The organism is Achromobacter sp. ESBL13 (genome assembly GCF_036668755.1).
Classification (GTDB): domain Bacteria; phylum Pseudomonadota; class Gammaproteobacteria; order Burkholderiales; family Burkholderiaceae_B; genus Achromobacter.
Map to the genome: position 1 here is coordinate 367,256 of NZ_JAZEVT010000003.1, position 14,078 is coordinate 381,333.

The window sequence follows — 14,078 nt, forward strand, 5'->3', positions numbered from 1 at the left end:
TATAAGTAATAAGGACGCCTTATCATATAACTTATTCGTATAAGCTTAGGAGCAAGGCGTCCCCCCTTTCAGCGCATCGAAATCGTGGTGTTCACCGTCTTGGCATGGGCCGACCAGCGCGCCGTGACCGTCTTGGTCTGCGTCCAGAACTGCACCGCCTGTTTGCCGTTGGGGCCCAGGTCGCCCAGCTTGGAGCCGCGCGATCCGGTGAAGCTGAACCACGCCACCGGCACGGGGATCGGCACGTTGATGCCCACCTGGCCCACGTCGATATTGTTCTGGAAGTAGCGCGCCGCGCCGCCGTCTTGCGTGAACAGCGCCACGCCGTTGCCGTTGGGATTGCGGTTGATGAAGGCCACCGCGTCTTCCAGCGTTTCCACGCCAACGCAGCACAGGACCGGTCCGAAGATTTCTTCGGTGTAGATGGTCATGTTCTCCGAAACGCCGTCAAAAATCGTCGGCCCCACGAAGTTGCCTTCTTCAAAGCCCGACACCTTCAGGTTGCGGCCGTCCAGCAGCAGCTTGGCGCCTTCGTCCACGCCCTTTTGAATCAGGCTTTCCACGCGTTTCTTGGCATTGGGCGACACCAGCGGGCCCAGATCGGCTTCGCGATCGGTGCCCGAATTGACCTTCAGCTTTTTCGAGCGCTCGACAAAATCGGGCAGCCAGTTGCGGGCATCGCCCACCAGCACGGCTACCGACGAGGCCATGCAACGCTGGCCGGCCGCGCCGAAGGCCGCGCCCACCAGCTGGTTCAGCGCCACTTCGGGGTCGGCATCCGGCAGGATCACGCAATGGTTCTTGGCGCCCATCATCGACTGGCAACGCTTGCCGGCGGCAGACGCGCGGTTGTAGATCTCGGTGCCCACGCGGGTGGACCCGATGAACGACACCGCCTTGATGTCCGGGTGTTCGCACAGGCCGTTGGCCGTATCCGGGCCGCCATGCACCACGTTCAGCACGCCCGGGGGCAAGCCGGCTTCCAGCGCCAGCTGCGCCAGGAACAACGAGGACGTCGGGTCCTGTTCAGACGGTTTCAGCACGAAGCTGTTGCCGCACGCCACGGCGATGGGGAACATGAAGCAAGGCAGCATCACCGGAAAGTTGAACGCGGTAATGCCCGCGCACACGCCCAGCGGCTGGATCAGGGTGTAGACGTCGATGCCCGACGCGGCATTTTCGGCGTACTCGCCCAATTGCAGGTTGGCAATCGAGCAGGCGTGTTCGACCACTTCCAGGCCGCGCCCGATCTCGCCTTCGGCGTCGGGCAGCGTCTTGCCGTGTTCACGCGTGATCATCTCGGCAAGCTTGCCGGTGTTGGCGCGCAGCAGTTCCTGAAATTTCAGCATGACGCGCATGCGCGCGCCCTGGCCGCTGTTGCGCCAGGTCTTGAAGGCTTCCTTGGCATTGGAGACGGCCAGGTCCAGTTCTTCGCGCGTGGCAAAGGGCACCTTGGCAACGACTTCCTGGGTGGCGGGGTTGATCACGTCACGCCATTCGGTGGATTTGGACTGCACGAGCTTGCCGCCGATCAATAGCGGAACGCGGGGGACTTCACTCATTTGATGCTCCTCACACTGCGTAGTCGATGCGGATGGAATCCGCGTTCATGGATCTTGCAACGCGCCGGCCAGGCAGAGTCAGGGCCGGCGCGCCGGGTTATTTCTTCACCAGCGGGCAGGTCGAATCGGCCAACGGCTGGAAGGCTTCGGCCGCCGGAATGGTGGCCACCAACTTGGAATAGTCCCAGCCGCCCTTGGAATCCGCGGGCTTCTTCACTTCGTACAGGTACATGTCGTGGATCACGCGGCCGTCGGGCCGGATCGATGCGTTGCGCATGATGGGATCCTTGATCGGCATTTCGCGCATCTTGTCGGCCACGACCTTGCCGTCGGTGCCGCCCGCCGCCGCTGTGGCGCGCAGGTAATGCAGCACGCTGGAATACACACCGGCCTGCGTCATCGTCGGCTTCAACCCCCGGAAGGCCTTTTCAAAACGCGTGGACCACTGCCGCGATGCGTCGTCATAGTCCCAATAAAAGCCGTCCACATAGGACAGGCCCTGTGCGCTTTCCAGGCCCAGCGCCCGCAGGTCCGACAAGAAAATCAGCAGCGACACCAGACGCTGCCCGCCCGACACGATGCCGAATTCGCGCGCCTGCTTGACGGCGTTGACGGTGTCCTGTCCGCCGTTGGCCAATGCCACCACCTGCGCCTTCGAGCTTTGCGCCTGCAACAGGTACGAGGCAAAATCCGGCGCGTTCAAGGGATGCCGCACACTGCCGGCCACCGTGCCGCCCAGCGCCTTCACGGCCTTGACCGTGTCGGCTTCCAGCGAATGGCCGAACGCGTAGTCCACCGTGATGAAGTACCAGGATTTGCCGCCCGCCCGCACCGTGGCCTTGGCGCCGCCCGCCGATTGCGAATACGTGTCGAACATCCAGTGAAAGCCCACGGGCGAACATTCCTTGTTGGTCAGCGCCGTCGTGGCGGGGCCCGAGAACATCACCACTTTGTTCTTTTCGCGCGCGATGCCCTGCACCGCCAGCGCCACCGCCGAATTGGTCAGGTCGGCAATGGCCGTCACGCCATCGCGATCAAACCATTCGCGCGCTTTCGCGGCGCCCACGTCCGCCTTGTTCTGGTTGTCGGCCGACACCAGTTCGATCTTCATGCCCTTGCATTCCGCGGCCAGGCAGTCATCGATGGCCAACTGCGCCGCCGCCACCGACCCGGGCCCGCCCATCCCGGCATAGGTGCCGGACATGTCCGTCAGGATGCCGATCTTCACTGGCGGCTTGTCGGCCGCTTGCGCCTGGCTTACCAATATTGCGCCCAGACACAAGCCTGCGGCCAGCCCGCGTGCGTGCAATTTCATGGATTTGTCTCCTGAGTGTTATGCGCTGATTGATAGCGTGATGCCGTCTTTGCGGCCTGCGACTCCCAGGGCAATGCCCCGAGGCCTGCCGGCCCAGTGTAGATGTGTGAAAATCAACAAGCAACACCAGAAATGCACATTCCTTGTGCATTGATGCACAACCAAAAAAAGCCGCCCCACGCCCGTGGGCGCGGGGATCCGGAGATCGAAATCGTGTTGGATTGGGACAGCCTGCGGTACTTCCTGGAGGTAGCCCGCACCCAGCGGGTCAGCGCGGCCGCGCGCAAGCTTGGCGTTGAGCACACCACCGTGTCGCGTCGCATCCGCGCGCTGGAGACCGAGCTGGATACGCTGCTGTTCGAAAAGTCGCGCAGTGCGGGATTCGTGCTGACGGACGACGGCCAGCGCCTTTTCGTCCACGCCGAACAGATGGAAAGCACGGTGCACACCGCGCGCGAAAACTTGTCGGGTATCGGCCAGGCCCTGTCCGGCCATCTGCGTATCGGCGCCACCGAGGGCTTTGGCAGCTATGTGCTGACGCCGCTGGCGGCTGACTTCCAGCGGCGCTATCCCCACATCACCTTGGACATTTTGCCCGTGCCGCGCTTTGTCAGCCTGTCCAAGCGCGAAGCCGATCTGGCGATCACCATTGAACGGCCTCAGCGCGGCCCCTACGTGTGCAGCAAGCTGTGCGACTACACGCTGCGCCTGTATGGCACGCCCGGTTATCTGGCGCGCCACGCCCCCATCGAGACGCGCGCCGACCTGGCGCATCACACCTTCATCGGTTATGTGGACGAACTGCTGTTCAGCGAACGCCTGCGTTACCTGGAAGACGTGCTGCCGGCCAGCAACGTGGTGCTGCGCAGCACCAGCGTGGTCGCGCAGTACCACGCCGCGCTACAGGGGCAGTCGCTGGCGGTGCTACCCTGCTTTATTGCCGCGCAGGACCCGCGTTTGAAGCCGGTGTTGCAAACCGATATTGAAATCACGCGATCGTTCTGGATGTATTGCCACGAAGACCTGCGCAAGCTCAAGCGCGTGACGGTGCTGTGGGAATTCATCCGCAAGTCGGTGCTGAAAAACGCCGACTTGCTGGCGGGCAAGCGCGGCACGATGAAGTACCTGCCCTGACGCAAGGCGGGGGCCAATTAGGCCCCCGCTTCGTTGCAGTGTTATCGATGCTCAGGCCGGCTTGGCGTCCTTGGGCGCCTTGACCCGCAGGCGGCGCATCAGCAAAAACACGGTCAGCAACGCCACCGCGCCGTGAATTGCCCACACACCCACGCCGAAGCTGAGCTTGCCGTTGGAAATCCAGGCGCGCGACAGGTTGATCAGGTTCATATACAGCAAGCCGACCAGGCCGGCGATCAACAGATCGCCCGAACGGCCCAGGCGCGGGTTCACCGCCCCTAGCGGAATCGCCAGCAGCGCCAGGTTCAACGCGGCCAAGGGCAACGAAATGCGCCACATCACCTGCGACCAGCTGCTGTCGGTGTTGTCGGCCACCAGCTGCATCGTGGCACGGGCTTTCGACGAGCGCTCGGCTGCGGCACGCGCTTCGCCAATCGGGTCTTCGCCCGCCTTGCTTTCCAGGCGCAGACCATATTTGTTGAAATGCACCAGGCGTATTTCCGGCGTGCCAGGCTTCAGGTCGTAGCGATGGCCTTCGCCCAGCACCAGGAAGCGGTCGCCATTGGGCAGCGTTTCGCTGTGCGCGCTGCTTGCCGTCAAGACGCTCAGCCACTCAGGGCCCGTTTCGCGCGCGAACACGTTGCCCAATTCATCCGTCGGGGTAACCGGGTCTTCAGAGAAAAATACGCGATTGCCGCCCGACGATTCGGCGAACTGCCCCGCCGTGACCTTGGACAGATCCGAGCGCTGCTCGAAGCGTTCGTGGTATTCGCCGATTTGCCGATACGCCCACGGCGCGGCCACCAGCGTCAAGCCCGCCACGGCCAGCGCCACGGGCACCGCAACGCGCAGAACGGGCTTTAACCAGTCGGCCAATGACAAACCGCTGGCAAACCACACCACCATTTCGGATTCGCGGTAATTGCGCGTGACGGTAGTCAGCACGGCAATGAAGATCGACACGGCCAGGATGGTCGGCAAGGCGGTGATCGTGGATAGCGCGGCCAGCACCAGGACGACGTCGGCTCCGATGTTGCCGCCCGCTGCTTCACCCAGCAGGCGCACAAGAAGCACGCTGAGCCACACGATGAGCAACGTGGAAAAGACAACGCCAGCGTGACTGGTGATCTCGCTGACGACAGAGCGTTTAAATAGAGACATGGGAGAATATGCGGGATAATCGACCGCATCATACACAGACGCACACGGGAAACCCTCATGGAATTTAGCACACAGACCACTGCTTCCCTGCACCAGGTTAAAACCGCCGCCCTGGCTGTCGGGGTGTACGCGGACGGCGTGTTGAGCCCCGCCGCGGACATCATCGACCGCGCTTCCAACGGCGCCGTGCGCGCCGTGGTCAAGACCGAGTTCCGCGGCCGCGCCGGCTCCACGCTGACGCTGCGCACCCTGCCCGGGGTGACCGCGCAGCGCGTGGTGCTGGTGGGTCTGGGCAAGCAGGAAGAGTATTCGGCCCGCGCACACGCGTCGGCTGAACAGGCATTTGCCTCGGTCTGCGTGGCCGCGCAATTGACCGAAGGCGTGTCCACGCTGGCCGCCAACCCGATTGCCGACGTCGCCATCATTGCCCGCGCCCGCAGCGCCGCCATCGCGGCCGGCGGCGCCACCTATCATTACGACGCCAGCTTCGGCAAGCCCGACCGCGACGCCCGGCCCAAGCTCAAGAAGATCGTGCAGATCGTCGAGCGCGCCGACGCCGCCCAGGCGCAGAAGGGCCTGCGCGAAGGCGCGGCCATCGCCAACGGCATGGAGCTGACCCGCACACTGGGCAACCTGCCCGGCAACATCTGCACGCCCACCTACCTGGGCGACACGGCCAAGCGCCTGGCGCGCGAATTCAAGTCGCTGAAAGTCGAAGTGCTGGACCGCAAGCAGGTCGAAGCGCTGGGCATGGGCTCGTTCCTGTCGGTGGCTCGCGGCTCGGCCGAAGCGTTGCGCTTCATCGTGTTGCGCCATGCCGGCGCCAAGGCCGCCAAGAAAGGCGCCAAGAACGCCCAAGGCCCGATCGTGCTGGTCGGCAAGGGCATCACGTTCGACGCCGGCGGCATCTCGCTCAAGCCCGCCGCCACCATGGATGAAATGAAGTACGACATGTGCGGCGCAGCCAGCGTGTTGGGCTCGTTCCGCGCCCTGGCCGAACTGGAACTTCCGCTTGACGTCGTCGGCCTGATCCCCGCCTGCGAAAACCTGCCGAGCGGCACGGCCAACAAGCCGGGCGACGTCGTCACCAGCATGGCCGGCCTGACCATCGAAATCCTGAACACCGACGCCGAAGGCCGCCTGGTTCTGTGCGACGCCCTGACCTACGCCGAACGCTTCAAGCCGGCAGCCGTCATCGACATCGCCACGCTGACCGGTGCCTGCGTCGTTGCCCTGGGCAACGTCAACAGCGGCCTGTTCTCCAAGGACGACGCCCTGGCCGACGCCTTGGCGGCTGCCGGCCGCAAGTCGCTGGACACGGCATGGCGCATGCCGATGGACGACGCCTACCAAGATCAGCTGAAGTCCAACTTCGCCGATCTGGCCAACATCGGCGGCCCCCCGGCCGGCGCGGTCACGGCGGCCTGCTTCCTGTCGCGCTTCGCCAAGGCCTACCCGTGGGCGCACCTGGACATCGCCGGCACCGCCTGGCGCGGTGGCAAGGACAAGGGCGCCACGGGCCGCCCCGTGCCGCTGCTGATGCAATACCTGCTGGATCAGGTTTGAAACCTTCGCAACGGAACCGGGCATGACGCGGATCGATTTTGCCTTCGGCGCGCCCGACCGCTTGCGCATGGCCTGCCAGGTCGTGCGCAAGCAATTTTTGGCGGGTCAGCGGCTGGTGGTGTACTGTAAAGACGGCTCGCGGCTGGCCGCTTTCGACCGCATGCTGTGGGCGTTCGACGACACCGCCTTCATCCCGCACGTGCTGGCCAACGACCCGCTGGCGGCTGAAACGCCGGTTGTGCTTACCGCGGGTGACCCGCAGCAGGCCGCCCAGGCGGCCCAGCCCAACCCGGGTGCCGACGCGCCCGGGTTGTGGCTGCTGAATCTGGACGACGACAGCCCGCCGGGTTTCGACACCTTCGAACGCCTGCTTGAAATCGTGTCGGACGACCCTGACGACAAACAGGCCGCCCGCCAGCGCTGGCGCACCTACCAGAACGCGGGCCACACGCCGCAAAGCCACGATCTCAGCCGCCAACAGGCCGGCGGTTGATCCGCCCCATCCGTCCGGTGGGCCCCGCGCCCACCCTGGCAATCTGACATTCGGGAGCCCCCATGCCCTCTCGCCCCAACGACCCCGGCATCCCCACTTTGACCCAACGGGCTGAACCGACGCTGTACGCGCCGCCCGCCCCTGCCGATGAGCCCGACGCGCCGATGCTGACCGAGCTGGCCGACGACGCCGACGCTGCCGACCCCGATGACGCCTTTCCCTTGCTGACGGACATCGCCGACGACAACGGGCAGGACTGGAACGTGGATGAAGCGCCCGCCGTTCATTCGGCCGCCACGCAGGCTCCCGCTGCCCCCCCGCCTGACGCCTCGGTCCTGACGGCCCGCCTGCAAGCCGAAGTCGAACAGCTGATGCGGCACGCGCTGGCCGACGCCATCGAGCAGATCCAGACGCGCATGGACGCTGAATTACCGGGTATCGTTTCCCGGGTATTGAACGAAGTCCGGCCCGGCTGAAACCGGCGCATTGCCGCAGGTGTAAATCTTCCAAAAACTGGATTCTTCAGGGAACTGTAAGGTATCCTTCCCATCTAAGCTTTCAAGCTATTTTTTTTGGCGCATACAGGAGTTCTCCATGAACGAATATCGTCCGTCCCCTTTTAATCGTTCCGGCGCAGTCGCTGGCGCGCCGGGCGAGGTCGCTCGCAACCAGGTCCTGCGCAACACTTATTGGCTCTTGGCCCTCTCGCTGATCCCCACGGTGCTGGGTGCGGCGGTCGGCATGTACACCGGCATCAACCGCGTCATGGGCGCCAGCCCCGGCCTGTCCGCCATCGTTTTCCTGGTGGGCGCGTTCGGCATGATGTTCGCCATCGAGAAAAACAAGAACAACTCGATGGGCGTGGTGCTGCTGCTTGCCTTCACGTTCTTCATGGGCATCATGCTGTCCCGCCTGTTGGGCTTCGTCATGGGGTTCAGCAACGGCTCGCAGCTGGTCATGACGGCATTCGGCGGCACGGCAATCGTGTTCGGCACGATGGCCACGCTGGCCACGACCATCAAGCGCGATTTGTCCGGGATGCAGAAGTTCCTGTTCATCGGCGCGGTCGTGATCCTGATCGCGGCGCTGGCCAACATCTTCCTGCAATTGCCCGCGCTGATGCTGACCATTTCGGTCATGGCCATCCTGGTGTTCTCGGCCTTCATGCTGGTTGACCTGCAACGCGTGGTCAATGGTGGCGAAACCAACTACGTGTCCGCCACGCTGGCCATCTACCTGGACGTCTACAACGTCTTCTCGAACCTGCTGATGCTGCTGGGCATCTTCGGCGGCAACCGCGAGTAATCGCTTACCGCCAGTCCGGTCCAAAGGCCTACATTCACGTGTAGGCCTTTTTCTTTTGGAGCGCTACCGATGCAAGACCGCCGCCGCTTCCTCCAGACCGCCGCCTGCGCCGCCCTGCTGGGACCCACGGGCGCCGTGCAGGCACTCAGCGTGAAACAAGCCATGCTGACCCGCGCCATTCCTTCGTCCAAAGAGCAGATTCCGGTGATCGGCCTGGGCACGGCAGACACCTTCAACGCGTCGCCCGACGATGCCGCCGCCATGGCGCCGCTGGCGCAGGTGCTGGAGGTGTTCACGAAAGAAGGCGGCACGCTGATCGACACCGCGCCCAGCTACGGCCAGGCCGAGGCTGTGGTCGGCGCGCTGCTGGCCCGCCAGGCTGCCACGGCGCCCCCGTACTTTCTAGCCACGAAGATCGGCGCGCAAGGGCGGGATGCCGCGATGGGCCAGATCCGCGAATCCCAACGGCGGCTGGGGCGCGACAAGCTGGACCTGATCCAGGTGCACAACCTGATCGACACCCGCAACCAACTGGCCCTGCTGCGCGAACTGAAGCAGCAAGGGGTCACCCGCTACATCGGCATCACGCACTACACGGACTATGCCCACGACGAGCTGACCGAACTGGTTGAGCGCGAGAAGCCCGACTTTCTTCAGGTGAACCTGTCCGTGGGCGCGCGCAGCGCCGAAAAGCGCCTGTTGCCGGCCTGCCAGGCCAACGGCGTTGCGGTGCTGATCAACCGGCCCTTCCAGGACGGGGCGCTCTTTCGGCAAGTCAAGGGCCGTCCCCTGCCCGCGTTGGCCGCTGAGATCGCCTGCACCTCGTGGGCACAGATCTTTCTGAAATTCATCATCGGGCATCCGGCCGTCACCGCCGTCATCCCCGCCACGTCCAAGCCCGCCAACATGGCCGACAACGCGCTGGCCGGGTTCGGGCGGCAGCCCGACGCCGCGCTGCGCGAACGCATTGCAGCCCTGCTGGCATAAGGTCATGGCCTGGGCCGGGCTTGAGTCCGCGCGCGCGCGCATCGCGCAGACGCTGGGCATCCACCAAACCGACATCGCCCCGGCGGCCTGCGGCTTCGCGTTCTTTTTCTTTTTGTTCTGCGGCTATTTCATGCTGCGACCTATCCGCGAAACCATGGGGATCCAAGCGGGCGTCAATCAGCTGCAATGGCTGTTCACCGCCACCTTTGTCGCCACGCTGGCGGTCGTGCCGTTGTTTGGCGCCCTGTCCGCCCGCGTCCGGCGCGCCACCTTGCTGACCTGGGTGTACAGCATTTTTGCGTTGACCATGGTGGGCTTCGCGGCGCTGTTGTACCTGCAACCCGGCAGCGTCTGGGCGGCGCGCGCGTTCTACGTGTGGTTGTCGGTGTTCAACCTGTTCGTGGTGTCGATCGCCTGGAGCCTGATGGCGGACGTGTTCCGGATGGACTCCGCCAAACGCCTCTTCGCGTTGATTGCCGCCGGCGCCAGCGCGGGCGGGCTATGCGGCCCGTTGCTGGGCGCCCTGCTGGCCGGCGCGCTGGGCCCGGCGGGCCTGCTGCTGTTATCCGCGCTGCTGCTGACCGCCACGCTGCCGCTCAAACAATGGCTGTTGCGCTGGCGGGCCGCCACACGGCCCGAGACAGGGCTGGACGACATGCAGCGTCCCATTGAAGGCGCGCTGCTGGCCGGCATCCTGCGCATTTTCCAGTCGCGCTATCTGCTTGGCATCTCGCTGCTGGTGGTGTTGCTGGCCACGCTGAACACCTTTCTGTACATGGAACAGGCGCGCCTGGTTGCCGACACCTTTCCCGACACCGCGCAGCGCATCCGCGTGTTCAGCGCGCTGGACGTCACCGTGCAGACGTTGGCGCTGCTGTCGCAGGTGTTCATCACGGGGCGCGTGGCCGCCCGGCTGGGCTTGCGCTTTCTGTTGACGGCGGTGCCGCTGGCGGTGGGGCTGTCATTCCTTTTCCTTGCCGCGTTTCCGGTCTTCGGCGTCCTGGCCGCCGCGATGGTCCTGCGCCGTGCCGGCGAATATGCGCTGATCCGGCCGGGCCGCGAAATGCTGTTCACGGCGGTGCCTGCTGAAGACAAATACAAAACCAAGAACGTCATCGATACGGTCGTCTACCGGGGCGGCGACGCGGCCAGCGGATGGGTCAAGGCCGGCGTCGACATGCTGGGACATGGTGCGGTGCTGATTGCCCTGTTGGGCGCGGCGGTGGCGCTGGGCGCGGCCGCCGTGGGCTATGGGCTGGGCCAGCGGGCGGATGCCGGGCCTAGGCAAGGCAAAGGGCAAGACAACGACAAGGACGACGACAAAAAACTCAGCCCTTAGGTTTTCTTGAACATCCATGTTATTGAAGCAAACGGATTCTTCGGGCCTGCCGCGCACAATGGCGCAGCTCTCAACGTCCTGGGGAACCGTCATGAAACGCACCGCCCGCCTTGCCGCCCTGTTGCTATCGCTTGCCGCAACCACCGCGCAAGCCGACTATCCCGAACGCGCGATCACGCTGATCGTGCCTGCCGCCGCCGGGGGCAACGCCGACATCACCGCACGCTTGATCGGGCAGGAAATGAGCCGACAGCTGGGCCAACCCGTCGTGGTGGAAAACCGCGTCGGCGCGGGCGGCCGCATCGGCACGCAGGCCGTGGTCCGCGCCCCCGCCGACGGCTACACCATCGGCTACGCGCACGTCGGCACGCTGGTGTTGCATCGTTTCCTGTTCAAGCAGCAGCTTTACAACCTGGACCGCGACGTGACGCCGATTGGTCTGGTGGCCGAAACGCCCAATGTGATCGTCGTCAACGCCGCGTCGCCCTATCGCGACTTGAAGAGCTTTATTGAGGCCAGCCGCGCCCAGCCGGATCGCCTGACCATGACATCCGCCGACCCCGGCACAACCAGTGAAGTTGGCGTCAAGCTGTTCATCGCCCAGACAGGCGCCGCCGTGCGCCAGATCCCGTACAAGGCGACAGCCGCGCAGTTGTCGGATCTGTTGGGCGGCCACGTGGACAGCATGATGGAAAACCTGCCGCCCTTGATCGGCAACTTGAAAGACGGCCGCCTGCGCGCATTGGCCGTCACCACCAAGTCCCGCGCGGCATCCAACCCCGATGTGCCGACGGTGGCCGAACAAGGGTATCCGGCTTACGAGCAATCTGCCTGGAGCGCGCTGATCGCGCCCGCCGGCACGCCCGCCGCCGTGGTCAATCGATTGAACGACGCAATGAACAAGGCACTGCAATCGGACAACGTCGCGAAGGAACTGCGCAGCCGTTCGCAAGAGCCGCTGGGCGGCACGCCGCAAGACGTCCAAACCCAAATTCGCAAGGAGCTGCCCAAATGGGAGAGCATCATCAAGGCCGCCACGCTGGATTGATCGGCGCGCGCCCAGCCACCGGAGCCACCGACATCCCCGGAGCCAAAGCATGGTCCGCGTAAGCCGGGAAGACTTCTCTGTTGCCGCCGCGACCAATGACTCGGCCTACCGCCGCGTCACCGTGCCGGTGCTGCGTATCGAGGCCGGACCAGGCCCCGCCGTGGCCTTGATTGCCGGTGTGCATGGCGATGAATGGGAAGGCCAGGCCGCCATCCTCGACCTGTGGCAGCAACTGCCCGGCATGCTGCAACATGGCACGGTGTACCTGCTGCCGGCTGTCAATGCCGAGGCCTCGCTGGCCGGCACGCGTCTGTCGCCCAGCGACGGCGGCAACCTGAATCGCGCGTTCCTGGGCGCACCGGCGCGCGGCTACACCGAAAGCGTGGCGGCGGCCCTGGAAGCACGGCTGCTGCCCCGCATCCAGGCCATGATCGACGTGCACAGCGGCGGCGCCTCGCTGTGTTACCTGCCGTCGTCGGTGATCACGCGTTATGGCAACGACGCCTATGACGAGCGCCTGCCGGCCCTGGCCCGCGCGTTCGGCTTTCCCGACTGTGTGTTTTTTCGCGGCAACGAGGCAGGTTCAATGCCCGCCTCCGCCAGCCGCCACGGCGTGCTGCGCCTAAGCGCCGAAATCGGCGGGGGCAGGCAGACTCGCGGCGCCCTGGTTGACGGCTGCCGGGATGGCTTGCTGGGCTGCCTTGTCGAACTGGGGCTATTGCCCAACCACCCTGTTCCGGCCAATCGGGACATCCGCCTCTATGACCTGGACGCGCCGGCCGCCACGCTGCGCGCGGGCGCACCGGGCGTGTTCGTGCCCGGCGTCGACCTGGGGCAGGCGGTGACGGCGGACCAGATGATCGGCCGCCTGGTCGAACCCGCGCGCCCGGATGTTCCCGCAAGGCCGCTGTACGCGCCGCAAGCCGGCACGGTGGTTTGCCTGCGCGCCATCGCGCGCAGCGACGACGGCGACTGCCTGCTGCAAGTGGCCCCCGCCCTACCCCTGGACTCCCTAGCGTCAAAATACTGACTATGCAGATGAACCCAAGATTGACCCACCTGCGCTGCATCCGCTGCGCCAGCCTGTGGGCACCCGGCGACTACGCCGAAGGCTGCCCTAGCTGCCTTGCCGCCAGCCACCCCGCCACGCTGGAATGCCGCTACGACGACGCGGAAAGCGGCAACGCCATGCCATTGCCCGTGCTTCAAGCGGTGACCTTGGGCGAAGGCGATACGCCTTGCCTGGAAGCGTCCGACCTTGCCGACGCCGAAGGTGTCGGCAAGCTGTGGCTTAAGTGCGAGAGCGCCAACCCCACCGGCAGCCACAAGGACCGCATGGCGGCCCAGTTGATATCGCGGGCCGTGCTGGCCGGCGCGACGCGGGTGGCGGCGGCTTCCAGCGGTAACGCCGGGGTGTCGATTGCGGCCTACTGCGCCGCCGCGGGCTTGCAGGCGGATATTGCCATCACCCAGAACTGCCCGCCCTTGCAGCGCGAAGCCATGGAACGCTTCGGCGCCCGCCTTCGTGCGTTCGAGGACAGCCTGGCGCGCTGGCCCTACGTCGAGGACCTGTGCCGCAATCACGGCGCGTTCGCGGGCACCAATTATCTGAATCCGCCCGTCGGCACGCACCCCTATGGCGTCGAAGGCTACAAGCCCATCGCCACCGAAATCCTGAACGTTTGCGCCACGCATACCGACATCATCGTGCCCACCGCGCGAGGCGATCTGCTGTGGGGCATCTTGCTGGGTTGGCAGCATTTGCTGCAAAGCGGACGCATCGCGCGCCTGCCTCGCCTGCACGCCGTCGAGCCCTATGCACGCCTGTCGCGTGCTCGCGCCACGGGCGATGCGCGCGGCCTGTGGGAAGGCGCCACCCAGCAATATTCCATCGCGGGCGGCACCTGCACCTTGCAATCGCTGGAAGCCTTGGCCCGCTCGGGCGGCACCCCGGTGGAAGTGTCCGATACCGCTGCCGCCGCCGCGCAGCACCGGCTTGAGCGCCGGGGCATCAGCACCGAACTGTCATCCGCCGCGGCATTGGCGGCGGTGTCCCAGCTACGTCGTTCAGGCGTACTGGACGCTGAATCGTCAGTGGTGTTGATGTTGACGTCGGACGGGCGCCGGGGCTGACGGCACGCAGTGGCCGGATTGACCTTGGGCCGCTA

13 protein-coding genes are annotated in these 14,078 nt (G+C 65.2%); 10 read left to right on the forward strand and 3 right to left on the reverse strand.

What is annotated here, in order from left to right; genetic code table 11:
- Positions 1-68: 68 nt before the first annotated feature.
- Positions 69-1,562: a CoA-acylating methylmalonate-semialdehyde dehydrogenase gene (locus V6F88_RS15875; protein WP_332610638.1), complete on the reverse strand. Its 1,494-nt coding sequence runs from the start codon at positions 1,560-1,562 to the stop codon at positions 69-71.
- A gap of 97 nt (positions 1,563-1,659) precedes the next feature.
- Positions 1,660-2,877: an ABC transporter substrate-binding protein gene (locus V6F88_RS15880; protein ID WP_332610640.1), complete on the reverse strand. Its 1,218-nt coding sequence runs from the start codon at positions 2,875-2,877 to the stop codon at positions 1,660-1,662.
- A gap of 213 nt (positions 2,878-3,090) precedes the next feature.
- Between V6F88_RS15880 and V6F88_RS15885 the strand changes: the two genes are divergently transcribed.
- Positions 3,091-4,011 carry a LysR family transcriptional regulator gene (locus V6F88_RS15885; protein ID WP_332610642.1) on the forward strand — a complete coding sequence of 307 codons (921 nt, stop codon included), beginning with the start codon at positions 3,091-3,093 and terminating at the stop codon, positions 4,009-4,011.
- Between the two features lie 51 nt (positions 4,012-4,062).
- Here the strand turns inward: V6F88_RS15885 and lptF are convergent, their stop codons facing one another.
- Complete coding sequence (gene lptF / locus V6F88_RS15890; RefSeq protein WP_332610643.1) at positions 4,063-5,172, reverse strand: LPS export ABC transporter permease LptF; 1,110 nt, start codon at positions 5,170-5,172, stop codon at positions 4,063-4,065.
- 57 nt (positions 5,173-5,229) lie between these two features.
- Here lptF and V6F88_RS15895 point away from each other — a divergent pair, with 57 nt between their 5' ends.
- The 9 genes from V6F88_RS15895 (at position 5,230) to V6F88_RS15935 (ending at position 14,043) form a co-directional block, all read left to right on the forward strand.
- Positions 5,230-6,738 (forward strand): leucyl aminopeptidase, encoded by a 1,509-nt coding sequence (locus tag V6F88_RS15895; RefSeq protein WP_046802617.1) that lies wholly within the window; start codon positions 5,230-5,232, stop codon positions 6,736-6,738.
- A gap of 22 nt (positions 6,739-6,760) precedes the next feature.
- Complete coding sequence (locus tag V6F88_RS15900; protein WP_332610645.1) at positions 6,761-7,231, forward strand: DNA polymerase III subunit chi; 471 nt, start codon at positions 6,761-6,763, stop codon at positions 7,229-7,231.
- A gap of 62 nt (positions 7,232-7,293) precedes the next feature.
- The gene (locus V6F88_RS15905; protein WP_332610647.1) at positions 7,294-7,707 is read left to right on the forward strand and encodes a hypothetical protein; all 414 of its coding nucleotides are present in this window, start codon (positions 7,294-7,296) and stop codon (positions 7,705-7,707) included.
- A gap of 118 nt (positions 7,708-7,825) precedes the next feature.
- A complete protein-coding gene (locus tag V6F88_RS15910) occupies positions 7,826-8,536 on the forward strand; it encodes a Bax inhibitor-1/YccA family protein (RefSeq protein ID WP_006218060.1) in 711 nt (236 codons plus the stop codon).
- Positions 8,537-8,605: 69 nt separating this feature from the next.
- Positions 8,606-9,523 carry an aldo/keto reductase gene (locus tag V6F88_RS15915; protein ID WP_332610649.1) on the forward strand — a complete coding sequence of 306 codons (918 nt, stop codon included), beginning with the start codon at positions 8,606-8,608 and terminating at the stop codon, positions 9,521-9,523.
- Positions 9,524-9,527: 4 nt separating this feature from the next.
- Complete coding sequence (locus V6F88_RS15920; protein ID WP_332610650.1) at positions 9,528-10,862, forward strand: NTP/NDP exchange transporter; 1,335 nt, start codon at positions 9,528-9,530, stop codon at positions 10,860-10,862.
- A gap of 91 nt (positions 10,863-10,953) precedes the next feature.
- Positions 10,954-11,910: a Bug family tripartite tricarboxylate transporter substrate binding protein gene (locus V6F88_RS15925; RefSeq protein ID WP_332610651.1), complete on the forward strand. Its 957-nt coding sequence runs from the start codon at positions 10,954-10,956 to the stop codon at positions 11,908-11,910.
- Positions 11,911-11,959: 49 nt separating this feature from the next.
- Positions 11,960-12,940 (forward strand): succinylglutamate desuccinylase/aspartoacylase domain-containing protein, encoded by a 981-nt coding sequence (locus V6F88_RS15930; RefSeq protein WP_332610652.1) that lies wholly within the window; start codon positions 11,960-11,962, stop codon positions 12,938-12,940.
- Positions 12,941-12,942: 2 nt separating this feature from the next.
- Positions 12,943-14,043 carry a pyridoxal-phosphate dependent enzyme gene (locus tag V6F88_RS15935; protein WP_332610653.1) on the forward strand — a complete coding sequence of 367 codons (1,101 nt, stop codon included), beginning with the start codon at positions 12,943-12,945 and terminating at the stop codon, positions 14,041-14,043.
- Positions 14,044-14,078 lie beyond the last annotated feature (35 nt).

Coding starts and splice junctions, on each gene's coding strand:
- V6F88_RS15875 (WP_332610638.1), bottom strand. CDS start 1,562: ATGAGTGAAGTCCCCCGCGTTCCGCTATTGATCGGCGGCAAGCTCGTG.
- V6F88_RS15880 (WP_332610640.1), bottom strand. CDS start 2,877: ATGAAATTGCACGCACGCGGGCTGGCCGCAGGCTTGTGTCTGGGCGCA.
- lptF (WP_332610643.1), bottom strand. CDS start 5,172: ATGTCTCTATTTAAACGCTCTGTCGTCAGCGAGATCACCAGTCACGCT.
- V6F88_RS15895 (WP_046802617.1), top strand. CDS start 5,230: ATGGAATTTAGCACACAGACCACTGCTTCCCTGCACCAGGTTAAAACC.
- V6F88_RS15900 (WP_332610645.1), top strand. CDS start 6,761: ATGACGCGGATCGATTTTGCCTTCGGCGCGCCCGACCGCTTGCGCATG.
- V6F88_RS15905 (WP_332610647.1), top strand. CDS start 7,294: ATGCCCTCTCGCCCCAACGACCCCGGCATCCCCACTTTGACCCAACGG.
- V6F88_RS15910 (WP_006218060.1), top strand. CDS start 7,826: ATGAACGAATATCGTCCGTCCCCTTTTAATCGTTCCGGCGCAGTCGCT.
- V6F88_RS15915 (WP_332610649.1), top strand. CDS start 8,606: ATGCAAGACCGCCGCCGCTTCCTCCAGACCGCCGCCTGCGCCGCCCTG.
- V6F88_RS15920 (WP_332610650.1), top strand. CDS start 9,528: ATGGCCTGGGCCGGGCTTGAGTCCGCGCGCGCGCGCATCGCGCAGACG.
- V6F88_RS15925 (WP_332610651.1), top strand. CDS start 10,954: ATGAAACGCACCGCCCGCCTTGCCGCCCTGTTGCTATCGCTTGCCGCA.
- V6F88_RS15930 (WP_332610652.1), top strand. CDS start 11,960: ATGGTCCGCGTAAGCCGGGAAGACTTCTCTGTTGCCGCCGCGACCAAT.
- V6F88_RS15935 (WP_332610653.1), top strand. CDS start 12,943: ATGCAGATGAACCCAAGATTGACCCACCTGCGCTGCATCCGCTGCGCC.